The sequence below is a fragment of the Streptomyces altiplanensis genome, assembly GCF_053591575.1.
Window position 1 is genome coordinate 1 of sequence record NZ_JBSFUB010000042.1, and the last position, 17661, is coordinate 17661.

Consider the following 17661-nt stretch of genomic DNA (forward strand, 5'->3'; position numbering starts at 1 on the left):
GGTCTGCTGCGCGAGGAACTCGGCTACGACGGGCTGATCATCACCGACGGCATGGAGATGCAGGCCATCTCCGCGACGTACGGCATCGAGCTCCGGCCCCTTCCGTTCCTGCCCGTCGGTGCGAGCCGGATCCCGCGCGTCCGCCTCGCCCGCCGCGTCCGCCGCGTCCGTTCCGTACCGGGGCCGGCGCTTCGCGCGGCTGCTGGTCACGCGGCGCAGGTGGTGCCGTCCGCCGGGACCCTGCCGTCCAGGAAGTACGGGTCGACGGCGCGCGCGATGCATCCGTTGGCCGTGAGGTACGCGCCGTGGCCCTCGCCCTCGTACGTGATCTGCACGCCGACGTCCCTGCCCAGCTCCTCGACCATCCGCAGCGAACCCTCGTACGGCGTGGCCGGATCGCCCTTGCCGCCGATGACGAGGACGGGAGCCGCGCCCTCCGCGCCGACCTCCGGGGTCTCGTGCTCCCCGTCGACCGGCCAGGAGGCGCACCAGCCGGCCAGGTCCCAGGCGAGGTACGGGCCGAAGACGGGCGAGACCTTCCGGAAGTCGGCCAGGTGGACCGCCCTGACCCGCTCGCCGCTCACACGGCCCTTGGCGTCGGCGCAGGAGATGGCGCGCTGGGCGTGGTGCGCCGTGCCGTAACGCCCCTCCTCGTCCCGGTCGTTGTACGACTCGGCGAGCGTCAGCAGCGCCGTGCCGTCGCCGTTCTCGGCTTCGCGCAGGGCCTTGGCCAGTGCCGGCCAGCCGTCCTCGCCGTACAGCGGGGCGATGATGCCGGTGACCGCGAGGCTCTGTGTGAGCGGGCGGCCGGTGCCGGTGGTCAGCTGCTCCTTGTCGAGCCGGTCGAGCAGTCGCACGACGCGCGCGGTACCCGCCTCTGCCGTGGTGCCGGTGCTCCTGAAGTAGTTCTCCAGCGCGCGCTGGAAGCCCAGGGCCTGGTTGCGCGCGTGGCGGACGAAGTCCGCGGACGGGTCGACGACCGCGTCCAGCGCCATGCGGCCGACGTTCTCCGGGAACAGGTGGGCGTAGGTGCCGCCCAGCTCCGTGCCGTAGGAGAAGCCGAAGTAGTTCAGCTTCTTGTCACCGAGGACGTGGCGGATCAGGTCCATGTCGCGGGCGGCGCTGCTCGTGCCGACGTACGGCAGGACCTTTCCGGAACGCCTGGCGCAGCCCGCGCCGAAGGCGGCCGAGTCGTCGAGGTAGGCCTTCTCCTCGGCGGGGGTGTCGGGGGTGGAGTCCAGCCGGAAGGATGCTTCGGCCTGCTTGTCGTCCTGGCAGACCACGGCGGAGCTCTCCGCGACGCCGCGCGGGTCGAAACCGACCAGGTCGTAGCGGGTGTGCAGGGTGTCGAACGCCGGTGCCGCGCCGGGCAGCCCCGCCACGCCGGAGCCGCCGGGCCCGCCGAAGTTGAACAGGAGCGAACCGATGCGCCGGTCGCCGTCGGTGGCCTGGGAGCGGATCAGCGCGATGCCGATCGTCCCGCCGTCCGGCTTGCGGTAGTCCAGCGGGGCGGTGAGGGTGGCGCACTGCCAGTCGCCGCCGGGGGCCCGGGCGGCGCTGCCGGCCGCCTTGCGGGGCGCGGCGCACCGCTTCCAGTCGAGCTGCTGGCCGGTGAGCGCGGCGGGGAGGGCGGGCTGCTCGCCGGCGTCGTGGCCGCCCCGCGGGGCGGTGGAGGTGGCCGTCGCGGGCGTGGGGGACTTGTCCCCGCCGCCCGTGGAGCCGCTGCCGCAGCCGGTGGCGGCTCCCGCGGTGAGCAGCGCGGCGGCCGCCAGGGCGACTGCCCGTACAAGATGCGCCACCGCGACCCCCACAGACACCGGTACTCGAAAGCGGATTCGTCATCCTAGGCGGAGCCACTGACAGGACCACTGACAGGGCCACTGGCAGGACTCCGGCCAGGAGCACCGGCAGCACCGGCGGCAGGCTTACGGGCAGACGGTCCCGGACGCCGGGACCCTGCCCCTCAGCAGGTACGCGTCCACCGCTCTCTGCACGCACCGGTCGCCGCTGTTGTACGCGCCGTGGCCCTGTCCCTTGTACGTCAGCTCGATGCCGACGCCTTCGCCCAGCTCGCCGGCCATCCTCTTCGCGCCCTCGTAGGGTGTCGCCGGGTCGCCGGTGTTGCCGATGACGACGATGGGGGCCGAGCCGGGCGCGCTCACGTCGGGGGTGTCCGACTCGCCGGGCACCGGCCACTCGGAGCAGCCCATCAGGCCCCAGCCCAGGAAGTCGCCGAAGACGGGCGAGACCTTGCGGAACTCGGGGAGCTTCGCCTTGGTGTGCGCCATGTCGTGACGCGCCTTGTTGTCCACGCAGCTGATGGCGGCGTTGGCGGCGCCGATATTGCTGTACGAACCGTCGGGGCTGCGGCCGTTCATGGAGTCGGAGAGGGTGAGCAGAAGCTCGCCGCTGCCGCCGTCCGCCTCGTCGAGGCCCTGCTCCAGGTACTTCCAGTACTCCTTGGAGTACAGGGCCTGGAGGATCCCGTTGGCGGCGTGGCTCTGCGTCAGCTCGCGGTCGCCGATGCCCTTGACGGGCTTCTTGTCGAGCCTCTGGAGGAGGCCGGCGACGAAGTCCTCGATCTCCTCCACGGAACCGCCGGGCAGCGCGCACGCGTCACCGCGTTCGACGCAGTCCTCGGCGAAGTTGTCCAGGGCGAGCTGGAACCCCTTGACCTGGCCGAGCAAGCTCTGTTCGGAGGACCGGGTGGGATCGACGACGGCGTCGAAGACCGCCCTGCCGACGTTCTCGGGGAAGAGGTGCGCGTAGACGCCGCCCAGTTCGGTGCCGTACGAGATGCCGAAGTAGTGCAGCTTGTCGTCGCCGAGGACCTGCCTCATCAGGTCCATGTCGCGAGCGGCGTTGGCGGTGCCGACGTACGGGAGCTCGTCGCCCGAGTTCTCCTCGCAGGCGGAGGCGTACGACGCGAGGCTGTCGGTGAAGGCCTTCTCCTCGGCGGCGTCGTCCGGGGTGCCGTCCTGGGCGTAGAACTCGTCGAGTTCCTTGTCGTCCTGGCACTGGATGCCCACACTGCGGCCGACGCCGCGCGGGTCGAAGCTGACGAGGTCGTAACGGGAGCGCAGCCGCTCGTAGTTCGAGGCCAGGGAGGGCAGGCCGGTCACGCCCGAAGCACCGGGGCCGCCGAAGTTGAAGACGAGGGAGCCGATGCGGTTGTCCGTGTCACGGGCCTTCGCGCGGATGAGCGCGATTTCGATCGTCTCGCCGTCGGGCTTCGCGTAGTCGCGCGGGGCGTCCATGAAGGCGCACTGCCAGGCGTCGCCGCCGGGGAGGGGTTCCGGGGAAGCGCCGCCGCCCTCCGCGACGGACGGGGCGGAGCAGTCCGCCCAGTCCAGCTCCTGGACGGCGAGATCCCTGGTCCCGGCGCCGCCCCCGCCCTGGCCGCCGCTGTCGGAACAGCCGGCGAGGGACACGAGAACGGCTGCGGTGGTGAGAACGGCCGCGGCACGCGGGGCGGCGGAAGTCGGCATGGATCCATCGTGCGACGGGACGCGGGAGCGTGCGCTCCGGGAGCGCCATTCGGGACAGCACGGGCAGCCGCGCCGGCCGTGCGCACCGGGGTACGGCTCAGAGCGCGACCAGGGTGACCTCCGTCGCCTTCACGCTCACCCACACCCGCACCCCCTCCGCGAGCCCCAGCTCCGCGGCCGCCGCCGGAGTGACTTCCGCGACGACCTCGGGGGCCGCGTCGATCAGGACGCGCAGGCGGCTCCCGTGCGCCGTCAGCTCGCGGACCGTTCCCGGCCAGTTGTTGCGCGGGCTTCCCGTGGGCCGGTCCCGGTGTACGGACACGGCCTCGGGGCCCACGACGGCGAGGCCCGGGGCGCCGCCGGGGAGCGGTTCCGCGGCGACCAGGTGTGCGCCGCCGCGCAGCTCCAGGCCGTCGGCCGTCGTCGTGCCGGGCCAGGCGTTGCGGCCGAGCATCCGGGCCACCCAGGGGGAACGCGGATGCCGGGCGACCTCCGCCGGAGGGGCGTACTGCACGGCCTCGCCCTCCTCCAGTACGAGGACGTGGTCCGCCAGCGAAACGGCCTCGACCGGATCGTGCGTGACGATCAGACAGACGCCGGGGAAGCCCGCGAGGTGGTCGCGCAGGGCGTGCCGGACGCGGGCCCTGGTCGTCTGGTCCAGTGCGGCGAGCGGCTCGTCCAGGAGGAGGAGGCGGGGGCGTGCGGCGAGGGCGCGGGCGAGGGCGACGCGCTGCGCCTGGCCCCCCGAGAGCTGGCCGGGCCTGCGGTGCGCGAGGTGGCCGACGCCGAGCCGGTCGAGCCACTCCTGGGCCTCCCCGCGCGCGCGTGCCCGGGAAGCGCCCTGGGAGGTTCTCCCGTACGCCGTGTTGGCGAGCGCGGTCATGTGCGGGAACAGCGCGCCGTCCTGCGGCACCCAGGCGATGCCGCGCCGGTGCGGCGGGAGGGAAGCGACGTCCTGTTCACCGAGCCGGAGGGAGAGCGCGGTGGCCCGGTCGGTGAGTCCGAGGAGGGCGCGCAGGAGGGTGGTCTTGCCCGCCCCGTTGGGGCCGACGACGGCGACCGTACGGCCGCCCGCGACATCGAGCCCCACGCGCGCGTGCCCGTCGACCTCGGCGGCCAGCGGCCACCGGGGAACGTCGCCGGACCGGTCACCGGCGTCACCCGCGGAGGGCGCGTTCCCGGGAACGGCGTCCGGGCCCGCAGGCAGGGCACCCGGAGACGGCGCGTCGTCCTCGGGAGCCGGCACCGTCGCCGGCGCGCCGCGGTCCGCGCCCTGCGGGCCCAGCCAGCGGCCCCGCAGGGCGATCAGTACCGCTGTCGCCACCGCGAGCAGCAGCAGGGACACCGCCACGGCGCCGTCCGGGTCGTTCTGCAGCAGCAGGTAGACCTGGAGCGGCAGGGTCTGCGTGGTGCCCGGCAGGTTGCCGGCGAAGGTGATCGTCGCCCCGAACTCGCCCAGTGCCCGCGCCCAGCACAGCGCCGCACCCGCGAGCAGTCCCGGAGCGACCATCGGGACGGTCACCGTGAAGAACGTCCGCAGCGGTGACGCACCGAGCGAAACAGCCGTCTCTTCGTACCGGGGATGCAGCCCGGCCAGTGCCCCCTCCAGACTGATCACCAGGAACGGCATCGAGACGAACGCGGACGCGACGACCGCCCCCGCCGCCGAGAACGGCAGGCTCACCCCGAACCAGTCCGACAGCTGCTCACCGATCAGCCCGCGCCGCCCGTACCCCTGGAGGAGCGCCACACCGGCGACCGTCGGCGGCAGCACCATCGGCAGCATCACCAGAACGCGCACCAGAGCCTTGCCGCGGAAGGGGACCCGTGCCAGCAGCCACGCCAGCGGCACGCCCAGTACGAGCGACAGGAGCAGCGCCCACCCGGAGACCACCAGTGACAGGCCGAGCGCCTCGGTCACGGCGGGCGCGGACAGCCGCCGGGGCAGCGACGACCACGGCGTGCCGGCGAGCACCCCCGCCAGCGGGAGCAGCAGGAAGGCGACAGCCAGCCCCGCCGGGAGCGTGAGCGTGAGCGGCGCACGCCCCTTCACCGGGCTCACGGCGCCTGGAACCCCGCGTCGCGCAGCAGCTTCTGCGCCTTCGGGGAAGTGAGCCACCGCACGAAGTCCGAGGCCTCCTCGCCGTGCTCCGAGCCGTCGAGGACCGCGGCCGGGTACGAGGCGACCGCGTTCTGCGCGTCGGGTACGGCGACCGTGGCGACCTTGCCCCCGGCCGCCGCGGCGTCCGTCACGTACACCAGACCGGCGTCGGCCTCGCCCAGCTCCACCTTGCTCAGTACCGCGCGCACGTTCGGCTCCTGGGAGACGGGCTTCACCTTCACCCCCGCCCCGTCCAGAATCTTCTGGCTGTAGCGGCCGACCGGCACCTCGGGCGCCGCGAGAACCACCTTCAGGCCGCCCCTGGAGAGGTCCTCCAGGCCGCCGATCTTCTCCGGATTGCCCTTCGCGGTGGCGATGGTGAGGCGGTTCCTGGCGATGACGACCGGGTCGCCGGTGTCCTCCTTCAGCCCGTCCATGGTGGTGGTGTCGGCGGTGACCAGCGCGTCGGCGGGCACTCCCTGGCGCACCTGGGAGGCGAGTTCCTGCGAGCCGTTGAAGGAGAAGGTCACCTCCGTGCCGGGGTGCTCCTTCTCGTACGCCGCGCCGGCCGCCTCGAAGACATCGGTGAGCGAGGCCGCGGCCAGCACGGTGATCTCGGCAGTACCCGTCTTCTCGCCGGCCTGCGGCCCCCCGCCGCCGTCCTCGGCGCCACAGGCGGCGAGCAGCGGGACGAGCAGCGAGGCGGCGACGACGGGCAGGACGGTACGGCGCATGGAAACCCCCGGAGTGTCGGTTGTGGTCGGCGGGAACACCGCCGGTTCACGCGCGGTCGATGTGGACATTGGTCGACTTCACGCGGGCCACCGCCTCCATCCCGACCTCCAGGCCGAGCTCCTCGACGGCCTCCCGGGTCAGCAGGGAGACCAGCCGGTGCGGGCCCGCCTGTATCTCGACCTGGGCGGCGACGTCGCCGAGCTTCACCGCGGTGATGATCCCGGCGAAGGCGTTGCGCGCGGTCGTGTACGGGACCTCGCCGTGCTCGTTGGCCTGCTGGGCCAGCTCGACGGCGTACGCCGCGAGAACGGGCCCGTCGATCAGCCGCCGGCCGGTCTCGTCCCTGCGCGTGGTGATCCGGCCGGCGTCGGCCCAGCGGCGGACGGTGTCGGGACTGACGCCGAGGAGCCGCGCCGCCTGTTGAGTGGTGTAGGACCGCATGTGCGGCAATGTAAGGCCGTTCGGCCCGCACCTGCAAGGAAGATCGGGTGATGCTCCCAGCAGATGCGGCGCGGCTCGTACGAAGTGACCAGAGGTGGCCAGAGGTGACCAGAGGTGGCTAGAGCTGTTCCTTGCGCGTCAGGTGGTTGAAGAACAGCCATCCCGGCAGCACCGGCAGCCAGAAGGTCAACAGCCGGTACAGCAGCACCGCCGGGGTCGCGACTGCGGCGGGCAGGCCCGCGAACGTCAGCGCCGTGATGAGCGCGCCCTCGACCGCGCCGATACCGCCGGGCGTCGGCACCGCGGAACCGAGCGCGTTGGCGGTCAGGAAGACGACGGCGACGGTGGCGTAGCTCAGGTGGACCTCGCTGCCGAAGGCGCGGATCGACGCGTCCAGGCACATCACGAACGCCGCGGTCAGCAGGAGCATCCCGCCGATACCGGTGACCAGCTTCTGCGGCCGCTGCAGCACGTCGAGCATGCGCGGCACCACACCCGCGAACAACGACCGCACCCGCGTCACCACGAACCTGCGCAGGATCGGCACGGCCGTCACCACCAGCGCCAGCACCGCCGCCGTCAGCAGCCCCGCGATCACCGTCCGGGACGGGGAGAGCGTGGGGGTGTGTTCGGTGCCCGTCATATAGCCGAAGATCATCAGCAGCGTGATGTGGCTCGCGAGGCCGAAGAGCTGCGAGGCGCCGACACTCGCCACCGCGAGCCCGGGACGCACCCCGGCGCGCTGGAGGAAACGGGCGTTGAGCGCCACACCGCCGATCGCCGCCGGCGCGACCAGCTTCACGAAGGATCCGGCCACCTGTGCTTTGACCGTCCGCCAGAAGGCGACCTTCTCGGGAACGAAGCCGAGCAGGCTCATCGCCGCGGCCGGGTAGCTCAGCGCGGAGAACAGCGCGGCCACCGCGGCCCAGCGCCAGTCCGCCTTCGCGATCGCCTCGGTGATGTCGTTGGCCATCAGCGTCGAGATCAGGAAGTACGCGGCGAACGCGCCGGCGACGACGCTGACGAGCGTACGGAGCCTGATGCGTTCGAGGCGGGCCGGCTCGATCGGCGCCTGCGGCCGGATGAGCAGCACCTGGTGACGGATCTGCGTCAGCAGGTCCTCCTCGCGCGCCTCCTCCAGGGCCTCCTCTATGGCCCCCTTCTCGGCCTTCTTCCCCGCCCGTACGGACTTGCGGCCACCGGCCGCCGCGGCTTCGCCGGTGCCGGGCTCCCCGGCCTCGGCCGCCTTGGCGGCGTGCGACGCCTCGAGCACCGCCTCGCGCTCGCGCTGCGACCGTTCGCGCGCCAGCCTGCGCAGCGTCGCGCGGGTGGAGCGGCTGAGCGCGATCGGCTGGAGCAGCGGCAGGCTGTCGGCGACCGCGTCGGGCCCCAGCACCTTCACGGCGGCGGCCACGGCGCGCTCGGCGCCCGCGCGCAGCCCCAGCGTCGTCAGGAGCTGGGCGACGTCCATGCGCAGGACGACGTCGCCCGCGGCGATCTCACCGCCGCGCAGATCGGTCAGGATGACCTTGCCGGAACGATCCACCAGGATCGCGTCGCCGACGAGTCTGCGGTGCGCGATACGGCGCGACTGGAGGGCCTTCACCTGACGCCAGGCACCGCGCAGCAGCTCGTCGGTGATCTCCTCGTCGGGCAGCGAGTCCAGGGAGCGGCCGCCCAGGTGCTCGTAGACGAGCATCACGGCGTCGGGGCCGAGCTCGGATGTGGCGATCAGCTTCGGCGCGTTGGCCCCGGCGGCGATGGCGGCGTACGCGAGCAGCGCCTCCTGCTCCAGGGCCTGGCGCAGGGACTGGATCGAGCGGCGCTGGGTGATGCCGCGCAGGGTCACCTGGCGCCACACCCGGTAGAAGAACCCCTGCGCCTGCTGCTCGCGGTCGACGACGGTGACGTCGAGGGGCGGCCCGTCCTCCAGGGTGACGAGATAGCGCCGCCCGCGGTCGCCCTGCTCGGCCGAGTCGGGCACGTCCTCGGCGCGCATCGCCGTCACGGGGCGGAAGCCGACGTGCCGCAGGCCCGCGAGGAGGGTCTGTCCGGTGGGCCGTACGTTCGGGGACCCGACGGCGTAGAGCGTCCCGTACGCGACGGTCCAGCCGATCAGCACGGTGACGATGATCGAGAACGGAGTGGTCTGGCGGCCGACCAGTACGGCGAACGAGTTGAGCAGCAGCACCGCCCACAGCGCCACGCGCCAGCGCGGCCTGCGGGCCATGCCGACGGCTGTCATGTAGGCGATGACCGGCGCGAGGTATCCGTGCACGGGATCGGTCAGTCCGCCGTTCTCCGCGGCCTGGGTGAGCGCTTCCCTGATCGTGTCCGGGGCGGCCTCGGAGACCCACAGGTCGGTGGCGAGCGCGACACCGTGCGCGAGCACGGCCGCCAGAACGCCGTCCGCGATCCGCAGTCCGTCGCGCTTGACCAGCCGCTCGATCGCGAAGGCGACCGGGAGGATCAGCACGGCGATGCTGGAGATGAGGCCGGCCAGCTTGATGAAGACGTCCGGGGTCTGGCCCGTGCCCTTGCTGATGTCCTGCTCGAGCCCGGACGCGGTGCCGTGCGCGAAGGCCGCGATGGCCAGTACGCAGATGATGCCCAGTACGCCGACGAGCAGCCGTACCAGGTCGGAGGGGCGGTGCACGCGCGCGGAGAGCAGCGGTTCGTCGCCGGACACTCGGTCGATGTGGCTTCCCGCGGGCCCGCTGTTCATGTTCTTCGTGGGCCTCTCGGGAGCGTTCTCGGAAGCGTCAGGGCGCGACTCGGCGCCAGGGGTGCTCGCCGCCGGGGGAGGCTGCACGCCCTGCTCCTTCATCGCGTCTTCTCGATCTCGTATCACCTGTCACCGCCCGGATGATGGTGGCATGACCGAATGACAGAGGGGGGCATCAGGGTGCATTGCGGGGGCGTGCGGTGTTTTGGGCACGCCCCACGGAGCAGTGCGCACTGTCGGTGCCGTGGTGCAGGATGGGCCGGATGAACGACGAGCCGGAAGCCCCCGCACTCCCCGAGTACGCCGAGCGCGTGCTGGAGGTGGCGGAGATGATTCCGCCCGGACGTGTGATGACGTACGGGGACGTCGCCGAGTGGCTCGAGGAGGGCGGCCCCCGCCAGGTGGGGCGGGTGATGGCGCTCTACGGCGGCGGCGCGCCCTGGTGGCGCGTGGTGCGTTCCGACGGCGCGCTGCTGCCCGGCCACGAACTGCGCGCACTGGGGCACTACCGCGCGGAGGGCACCCCGCTGCGCACGGCCTCCCGGCAGTCCGGGGACCATCTGCCGCGCCTGGACATGAAGCGGGCGCGGTGGGACGGCGCCGCGGCCGGCGGTCCGGTCGGCGGAAGTGGACAAACTCACACGGCTCACACCTGACAGCCTCCAGTATGCGGCGGCGCGGCGGGCGGCGCCGGGAGCGTACGGGGCGCGGGGAGGGACACGGACCGGGGCGCCGGACCGGGTACGAGGCGGATTCGCTGCGTCCCCGCCGCCCACTGGCGTAGCGTCCTCTGGACGCGGCACGCGCAGAGCGCTCATCCCGCACCCACCGCGCTCCGCGCGCGGCAAGTCAACCCGTACACCCACCAGGACCGGCGATCCACGTGAGCTCCTCCACTTCCACAGGTTCCGCCTGGAATCCTCCGCACCGTCAGGCGCGGCAGCGGACCCCGAGCGCGTACCGACTGGTGCGTACCCCGCCGGGCCCGGTGGATCCCCCTCTCCTGGACGCACGGCAGCGCGCTGTGGTTGACCACCCGGGCGGTCCGTTGCTGGTCCTCGCGGGACCGGGCACCGGAAAGACGACGACCCTGGTGGAGGCCGTCGCCGCGCGCGTCGCCAAGGGAGCCGACCCGGCGCGCATCCTGGTGCTCACCTTCAGCCGCAAGGCGGCGGTGGAACTGCGCGACCGGCTGGCGCTGCGGCTCGGCGGCGCGTACGGACCGCAGGCGACCACGTTCCACTCCTTCTGCTACGCCCTGGTCCGCGCCCACCAGAACAGCGACCTCTTCAGCGAACCCCTGCGCCTGCTGTCCGGTCCCGAGCAGGACGTCGCCGTACGCGACCTGCTCGCCGGCCACGTCGAGCTGGAGCACACCGGCCTGCCTTCCCCCGTCCGGTGGCCGGACGAACTGCGCGCCTGTCTCACCACGCGCGGCTTCGCCGACGAGGTCCGCGCGGTGCTGGCGCGCAGCCGGGAGCTGGGGCTCGGCCCCGACGCCCTCGGAGCCTTCGCGGCGCGTACGGGACGGCCCGACTGGAAGGCCGCGGCGGCCTTCCTGGCCGAGTACCTCGACGTACTCGACATGCAGGGCGTCCTGGACTACGCGGAACTGGTCCACCGCGCGGTGCTGCTCGCCGAACGGGCGGAGTCCACGGGGCGGCTCAGCGCGCGGTACGACGCCGTCTTCGTGGACGAGTACCAGGACACGGACCCCGCGCAGGTCCGTCTGCTCCACGCCCTGGCCGGCTCCGGCCGCACCCTGGTGGCCTTCGGCGACCCGGACCAGTCGATCTACGCGTTCCGTGGTGCGGACGTCGGCGGCATCCTCGACTTCCCGGACAGGTTCCGCGCAGCGGACGGCTCCCCTTCTCCGGTGGAGGTGCTGACGACCTCGCGCCGCTCAGGAGCCGGCCTCCTGGCGGCCACCCGCCTGCTCACCCGCCGGATGCCGCTGACGCGCCTGCCGGCCGAGAAGGTACGGGCCCACCGCGACCTGGCTCCGGTACGCGAAGGGGGCCGCGTGGAGGTCTTCACCTACCCCACGGCGGGCACGGAGCTCGACAACATCGCGGACATCCTGCGCCGCGCCCACCTGGAGGAGGGCGTGCCGTGGAAAGAGATGGCGGTACTGGTACGCGCCGGCGGCCGCACGATCCCCGCCGTACGCAGGGCCCTCACGTCCGCGGGCGTCCCCCTGGAGATCGACGGCGACGACCTCGCCCTGCGCCACGAGCCCGCGGTGGCCCCCCTGCTGACGGCCCTGAGGGCAGTGGCCGAGGCGGCGGTCGCCCCGTCCCCCGCCGTGTCGCGGGAATCCGGCTCCGCCACCGGAGAACCGCCCCTCGCGGTGCCGGCGCCGGCCCACGGCAGCGGAACCGACGTTCCTGGCGGACCGGACACGTCCGCCGCGCGACAGGACACCGACGCTGCCGGGGAGCCCGGGGAGCCCGGGGAGCCCGCCCCGCAGTCCGAGGAAGAGCAAGAGGAAGAGAGGGACCGGACAAGCCCCGCCCCGCCCGCTGCCGCCACCACCTGGCTCAGCACGGAAGCCGCCGCCGAGCTGCTCGCCTCGCCGCTCGCCGGCATGGACACCGCGGACCTCCGCCGTCTCGGCCGCGCCCTGCGCGACGAGGAGCGTGCCGCCGGCAACCGGCTCCCGCCGCCCTCCGACGAACTGCTCGCCCGCGCTCTCGCCGAACCCGAGCGCCTGGCCGCGCACGATCCGGCGTACGCCCGTGGCGCCCAGCGCCTCGGCACGCTCCTGCGCAAGGCCCGCACCCTCCTCGAAGCCGGCGGCACCGCCGAAGAGGCCCTCTGGGAGCTGTGGAACGGCACCCCCTGGCCAGGACGCCTCGAACGCGCCGCCCTGCGCGGCGGACCGGCCGGCCGCAACGCCGACCGCGACCTCGACGCCGTGTGCGCGCTGTTCGACACCGCCGCCCGCGCCGAGGAGCGCTCCGGCGGCCGCGGCGCCCTGAACTTCCTGGAAGAGCTCGACGCCCAGGACATCGCCGCCGACACCCTCAGCAAGCGCGCCGTACGCCCCGACGCCGTACGCCTGATGACCGCGCACCGCTCGAAAGGGCTGGAGTGGCGCCTGGTCGTCGTGGCGGGCGTGCAGGAGGGCCTGTGGCCGGACCTGCGCCGCCGCGGTTCGCTCCTCGAAGCAGACCGGATCGGCTGCGACGGCCTCGCCGAGCCCCTCACCCCCGGCGCCCTCCTCGCCGAGGAACGCCGCCTCTTCTACGTCGCCGCGACCCGCGCGCGCGAGCGGCTCGTCGTCACCGCCGTCAAGGCCCCCGCCGACGACGGCGACCAGCCCTCCCGCTTCCTCACCGAACTCGGCGTCGAGCCCAGGGACGTCACCGGCCGCCCCCGCCGCCCGCTCGCCGTGGCCGCCCTCGTCGCCGAACTGCGCGCCACCACCGTCGACCCGGCGGCGACCCCCGCCCTGCGCGACGCCGCCGCCCGCAGGCTGGCCCGCCTCGCCGCCCTCGCCGACGAGGACGGCCAGCCGCTGGTCCCTTCCGCGCACCCGTACCGCTGGTGGGGCCTGTACGACCCGACGCACAGCAGCATCCCCCTGCGCGACCGCGACCAGCCCGTGGCGCTCTCGGGAAGCGCCCTGGACCAGCTCGCGAACACCTGCTCCCTGCAGTGGTTCCTGGGACGCGAGGTGAAAGCGGACGCACCCGCGACCGCCGCGCAGGGCTTCGGCAACGTCGTGCACGTCCTGGCCGACGAGGTCGCGTCCGGCCGTACACCCGCCGATCTCGCCGTACTCATGGAACGCCTCGACTCCGTCTGGGACGCCCTCGCCTTCGACGCCCCCTGGAAGTCCCAGCAGGAGAAGGAGCACGCGCGCGTGGCGCTCGAACGCTTCCTCCAGTGGCACGTCATGGACCGCGGCGGCCGCACCCCGGTGGCGACCGAGCACGACTTCGACGTGACCCTGGAGGCGGGCGGCGAGTACGAGGTGCGCATCCGCGGTTCCATGGACCGCGTCGAGGCGGACGCCGAGGGACGGGCGTACGTCGTCGACTTCAAGACGGGGAAAGCGGCCCCCACGCGCGAGGAGGTCGCCCACCACCCCCAGCTGGCCGTCTACCAGCTCGCCGTACGGGAAGGCGCGGTGGACGACGTCTTCGGCGGGACGCGCCCCGAGCCGGGCGGCGCCGAACTCGTACAGCTGCGGCAGCCGGCCGCCAAGAAGGACGGCGGGGAGGCCCTCCCCAAGATCCAGGCGCAGGAGCCGCTCGCCGGGGAGTGGGTCGGCGATCTGCTCGCCACCGCCGCGGGCCGCGTACTCGACGAACGCTTCAGCCCGGCCACCGGCCAGCACTGCACGCACTGCGCGTTCCGCGCCGCGTGCAGCGCGCAGCCGGAGGGCCGCCACATCGTCGAGTAGCGCCGGCGTCACGGAACGTCGCTGTCAGTGGGGCCGGATAGCCTCTCTCGGGTGTCAGCTCGAATCACCGACCCCGAGGAGCTCAAAGAGCTCCTCGGCATCCCGTTCACCCCGGAGCAGATGGCGTGCATCACCGCACCGCCCGCCCCGCAGGTCATCGTGGCCGGAGCCGGTTCGGGCAAGACGACGGTCATGGCCGCGCGCGTGGTGTGGCTGGTCGGCACCGGGCAGGTCGCCCCCGAGCAGGTGCTGGGCCTGACCTTCACCAACAAGGCCGCCGGTGAACTCGCCGAGCGCGTGCGCAAGGCGCTGGTGCGCGCCGGGGTGACCGACCCCGACGTCATCGACCCCGACAACCCTCCCGGCGAGCCCCGGATCTCGACGTACCACGCCTTCGCCGGGCAGCTCCTCGCCGACCACGGCCTGCGCATCGGCCTCGAACCCACCGCCCGCCTCCTCGCCGACGCCACCCGCTACCAGCTCGCCGCCCGCGTGCTGCGCGAGGCCCCCGGCCCGTACCCCGCGCTGACCAGGTCGTTCCCGTCCCTGGTCAGCGACCTGCTGGCGCTGGACGCCGAGCTGGCCGAGCACCTCGTGAAGCCGGCCCGCCTCGCGGCGTACGACACCGGACTGCTGAGCACCCTCGCGTCCGTCAAGCTCTCCAACGCCGACCTGCGCAAGGTCCCCGAGGCGGCCTCCGCCCGCCTCGAACTGCTCGACCTCACCACCCGCTACCGCGAGGCCAAGCGCAGCCGCGACCTCCTCGACTTCGGCGACCAGATCGCGCTCTCCGCCGAGCTCGCACTCACCAGCGAGGAGACCGGCCGGATCCTGCGCGACGAATTCCGGGTGGTCCTCCTCGACGAGTACCAGGACACGTCGGTCGCGCAGCGCCTCCTCCTCTCCGGCCTGTTCGGCGGCGGCACCGGGCACGCCGTGACGGCGGTCGGCGACCCCTGCCAGGCGATCTACGGCTGGCGCGGTGCCTCCGTCGCCAACCTCGACGACTTCCCCGCCCACTTCCCGTACGCCGACGGAAGCCCCGCGTCCCGCTTCTCGCTCAGCGAGAACCGCCGCAGCGGCGGTCGCCTCCTCGACCTCGCCAACGGCCTGGCCGTCCCCCTGCGCGCCATGCACGAGGGCGTGGAGGCACTGCGCCCGGCCCCCGGCGCGGAGCGCGACGGCATCGTCCGCTGCGCCCTCCTGCCCACCCACGCGGAGGAGATCGAGTGGCTGGCCGACTCGATCGCCCACCTCGTCCGCACGGGCAAGGAGCCGGGCGAGATCGCCGTCCTGTGCCGTACGGCGGGGGACTTCGCCGAGATCCAGGGCGCGCTGGTGGCCCGCGACGTACCGGTCGAGGTCGTCGGCCTCTCCGGGCTGCTCCACCTCCCCGAGGTGGCCGACCTCGTCGCGGTCTGCGAGGTCCTCCAGGACCCGGGCGCCAACGCCTCGCTCGTCCGCATCCTCACCGGCCCGCGCTGGCGCATCGGCCCGCGCGACCTGGCGCTGCTGGGGCGCCGGGCGCGCCTGCTCGTCCACCGCGCGCCGGGAGCCGACCCGGAGACCGACCCCGACGGGAGACTGGCCGAGGCCGTCGAGGGCGTGGACCCGGCGGAGGTCGTCTCCCTCGCCGACGCGCTCGACACCTTCCTGGAGTCCGGCGGTACGGACGACGGCCTGCCCTTCTCGGCGGACGCCCGGATCCGATTCGCGCGCCTCGCGGCCGAGCTGCGCGACCTGCGCCGCTCGCTCGCCGACCCGCTCATGGACGTACTGCACCGGGTGCTCGCCACGACGGGCCTCGAAGTGGAACTGTCCGCCTCACCGCACGCCCTGGCCGCCCGCCGGCGCGAGACGCTGAGCAACTTCCTGGACACGGCGGCGGGATTCGCGGCGCTCGACGGCGAGGCGAACCTGCTGGCCTTCCTCGGCTTCCTGCGGACCGCCGCCCAGTACGAGAAGGGCCTGGACAACGCCCTGCCCGGCGGGGAGAACACCGTCAAGGTGCTCACCGCGCACAAGTCCAAGGGCCTGGAGTGGGACGTCGTGGCGGTGCCGGGCCTGGTGACGGGCCACTTCCCGAGCGAGCAGTCCCGCGACTCCTGGACGTCCCAGGCCAAGGTGCTGCCGCACGCGCTGCGCGGTGACGCGGCGACCCTGCCGGACGTGGGGGAGTGGGACAGCAAGGGCATCAAGGCGTTCAAGGACGACATGAAGGCCCACCAGCACACCGAGGAACTCCGCCTCGGGTACGTCACCTTCACGCGCCCGCGTTCGCTGCTGCTCGGCTCGGGCCACTGGTGGGGCCCGACCCAGAAGAAACCGCGCGGCCCTTCCGGCTTCCTGCGGGCGCTGTACGACCACTGCGCGGCCGGCTTCGGGGAGATCGAGGCATGGGCGGACGAGCCGGCGGAGGACGAGGAGAACCCCTCCCTGCGCGAATCGGCGGCGGACCGCGCCTGGCCCCTGCCGCTGGACCCGACGTCCATGGCCCGCCGCCGCCGGGCGGCGGAGACGGTCATGGCGCACCTGGAGGACCTGGCCGCGGACCGGGCCGACGAGGAGCCCGCCGGCGCGGACGAAGACTCCGACGCCGGTCCGGCGGACTGGGACACCCTCCTCACGGAACGCCCCACGGCGGCCGGCGCCGGCGCCGGTGCCGACGGTCCTCCCGACGCGTTCTACGAGTCCGACGGCCCTCCCGATGCGTTCTACGAAGGCGAAGGCGAAGGCGATCCCGGCCCGGCGGACTGGGACAACTGGTCCACCCTGCGCCCCGGCGCCATACCCGCACCCCGGACCCCCCCGGCCCCCGAGCACCCCGGCGCCGCCCCGGAGCACGCCCACCCCGCCTCCGGCGCCCGGGGCCACGACGCCACGCCCGCACGCCCCCACCCGACGGACCCGACGGACGCGACGGACCCGACGGACGCGACGGACGCGACGGACCCGACGGACCCGGCGGACGCGACGCGCCTCACCGGGACCCGAGGGCCCGCAGGGTTCGTTCCGCAGCCCCGGGAAGAGGCGGGCCGAAGCGCGGGCTCCCTCACCCCCGAGGAAGCCCGCGCCATCGCCTCCTGGGACCGCGACCTCGACGCCCTCGCCGGTGAGCTCCGCCGCGCCCGCGCCACCACCCGCGATGTCCACGTCCCCCCTTCCCTGACCGCATCCCAGCTCCTGCGGCTCGCCGCCGACCCCGACGGCTTCGCCCACGAGCTCGCCCGCCCCATGCCGCGCCCGCCCCAGCCCGCCGCCCGCCGCGGCACCCGGTTCCACGCGTGGGTGGAGTCACGTTTCGAGGAGCTGCCGCTGCCCATGCTCGGCCCCGACGAGCTGCCCGGCGGCGACGGGACCGAGGCCGAGATCGCGGACGAGCGCGACCTGGCCGCCCTCAAGGAGGCGTTCGAGCGCACCCCGTACGCCCGCCGCACCCCGTACCGCATCGAGGTGCCCTTCCACCTCACCCTCGCGGGCCGGGTGATCCGGGGCCGCATGGACGCGGTGTACCGCGACGAGGACACCGGCGCGTACGAGATCATCGACTGGAAGACGGGCCGTACGCACACCGCCGACCCCCTCCAGCTCGCGCTCTACCGTCTGGCCTGGGCCGAGCAGCACGACCTGCCGCTCGACTCCGTGGCCGCCGCCTTCCTCTACGTACGCACCGGCGAAATCGCGCGCCCCGCCCGCCTTCCCGGCCGCGCCGAGCTCGAACGGATCCTGCTGGACGAGCCCCCACCGGCGGGCGGATAGG

Annotated in this window: 10 protein-coding genes; 3 read left to right on the forward strand and 7 right to left on the reverse strand. The window is 73.7% G+C overall.

Going from position 1 to position 17661, the window contains the following annotated elements:
- From ACWD0Y_RS19435 to ACWD0Y_RS19465, 7 genes are all read right to left on the reverse strand, one after another.
- On the reverse strand, positions 1-210 hold a 210-nt coding region (locus ACWD0Y_RS19435), incomplete at its 3' end, for a hypothetical protein (protein ID WP_450261565.1).
- The gene (locus tag ACWD0Y_RS19440) at positions 207-1799 is read right to left on the reverse strand and encodes an alpha/beta hydrolase (RefSeq protein ID WP_450261566.1); all 1593 of its coding nucleotides are present in this window, start codon (positions 1797-1799) and stop codon (positions 207-209) included. The genes ACWD0Y_RS19435 and ACWD0Y_RS19440, both read right to left, overlap by 4 nt.
- A 126-nt stretch (positions 1800-1925) precedes the next feature.
- On the reverse strand, positions 1926-3488 hold the full coding sequence (locus ACWD0Y_RS19445; RefSeq protein WP_450261567.1) for an alpha/beta hydrolase: 1563 nt from the start codon (positions 3486-3488) through the stop codon (positions 1926-1928).
- A 97-nt stretch (positions 3489-3585) separates the two neighbouring features.
- Positions 3586-5550, reverse strand: coding sequence for an ABC transporter permease (locus ACWD0Y_RS19450; RefSeq protein ID WP_450261568.1), 1965 nt, complete (start codon positions 5548-5550; stop codon positions 3586-3588).
- Positions 5547-6323, reverse strand: coding sequence for a molybdate ABC transporter substrate-binding protein (modA, locus tag ACWD0Y_RS19455; RefSeq protein ID WP_450261569.1), 777 nt, complete (start codon positions 6321-6323; stop codon positions 5547-5549). The genes ACWD0Y_RS19450 and modA overlap by 4 nt, the downstream gene beginning before the upstream one ends.
- A gap of 46 nt (positions 6324-6369) precedes the next feature.
- Positions 6370-6765, reverse strand: a complete 396-nt coding sequence (locus tag ACWD0Y_RS19460; protein ID WP_450261570.1) for a TOBE domain-containing protein — start codon at positions 6763-6765, stop codon at positions 6370-6372.
- Positions 6766-6883: 118 nt separating this feature from the next.
- Positions 6884-9592 (reverse strand): lysylphosphatidylglycerol synthase transmembrane domain-containing protein, encoded by a 2709-nt coding sequence (locus ACWD0Y_RS19465; protein ID WP_450261571.1) that lies wholly within the window; start codon positions 9590-9592, stop codon positions 6884-6886.
- 152 nt (positions 9593-9744) lie between these two features.
- Between ACWD0Y_RS19465 and ACWD0Y_RS19470 the strand changes: the two genes are divergently transcribed.
- From ACWD0Y_RS19470 to ACWD0Y_RS19480, 3 genes are all read left to right on the forward strand, one after another.
- Complete coding sequence (locus ACWD0Y_RS19470; RefSeq protein WP_450261572.1) at positions 9745-10146, forward strand: MGMT family protein; 402 nt, start codon at positions 9745-9747, stop codon at positions 10144-10146.
- A 227-nt stretch (positions 10147-10373) separates the two neighbouring features.
- A complete protein-coding gene (locus ACWD0Y_RS19475; protein WP_450261573.1) occupies positions 10374-13901 on the forward strand; it encodes a UvrD-helicase domain-containing protein in 3528 nt (1175 codons plus the stop codon).
- 51 nt (positions 13902-13952) lie between these two features.
- On the forward strand, positions 13953-17660 hold the full coding sequence (locus ACWD0Y_RS19480) for a UvrD-helicase domain-containing protein (protein ID WP_450261574.1): 3708 nt from the start codon (positions 13953-13955) through the stop codon (positions 17658-17660).
- Position 17661: the final 1 nt, after the last annotated feature.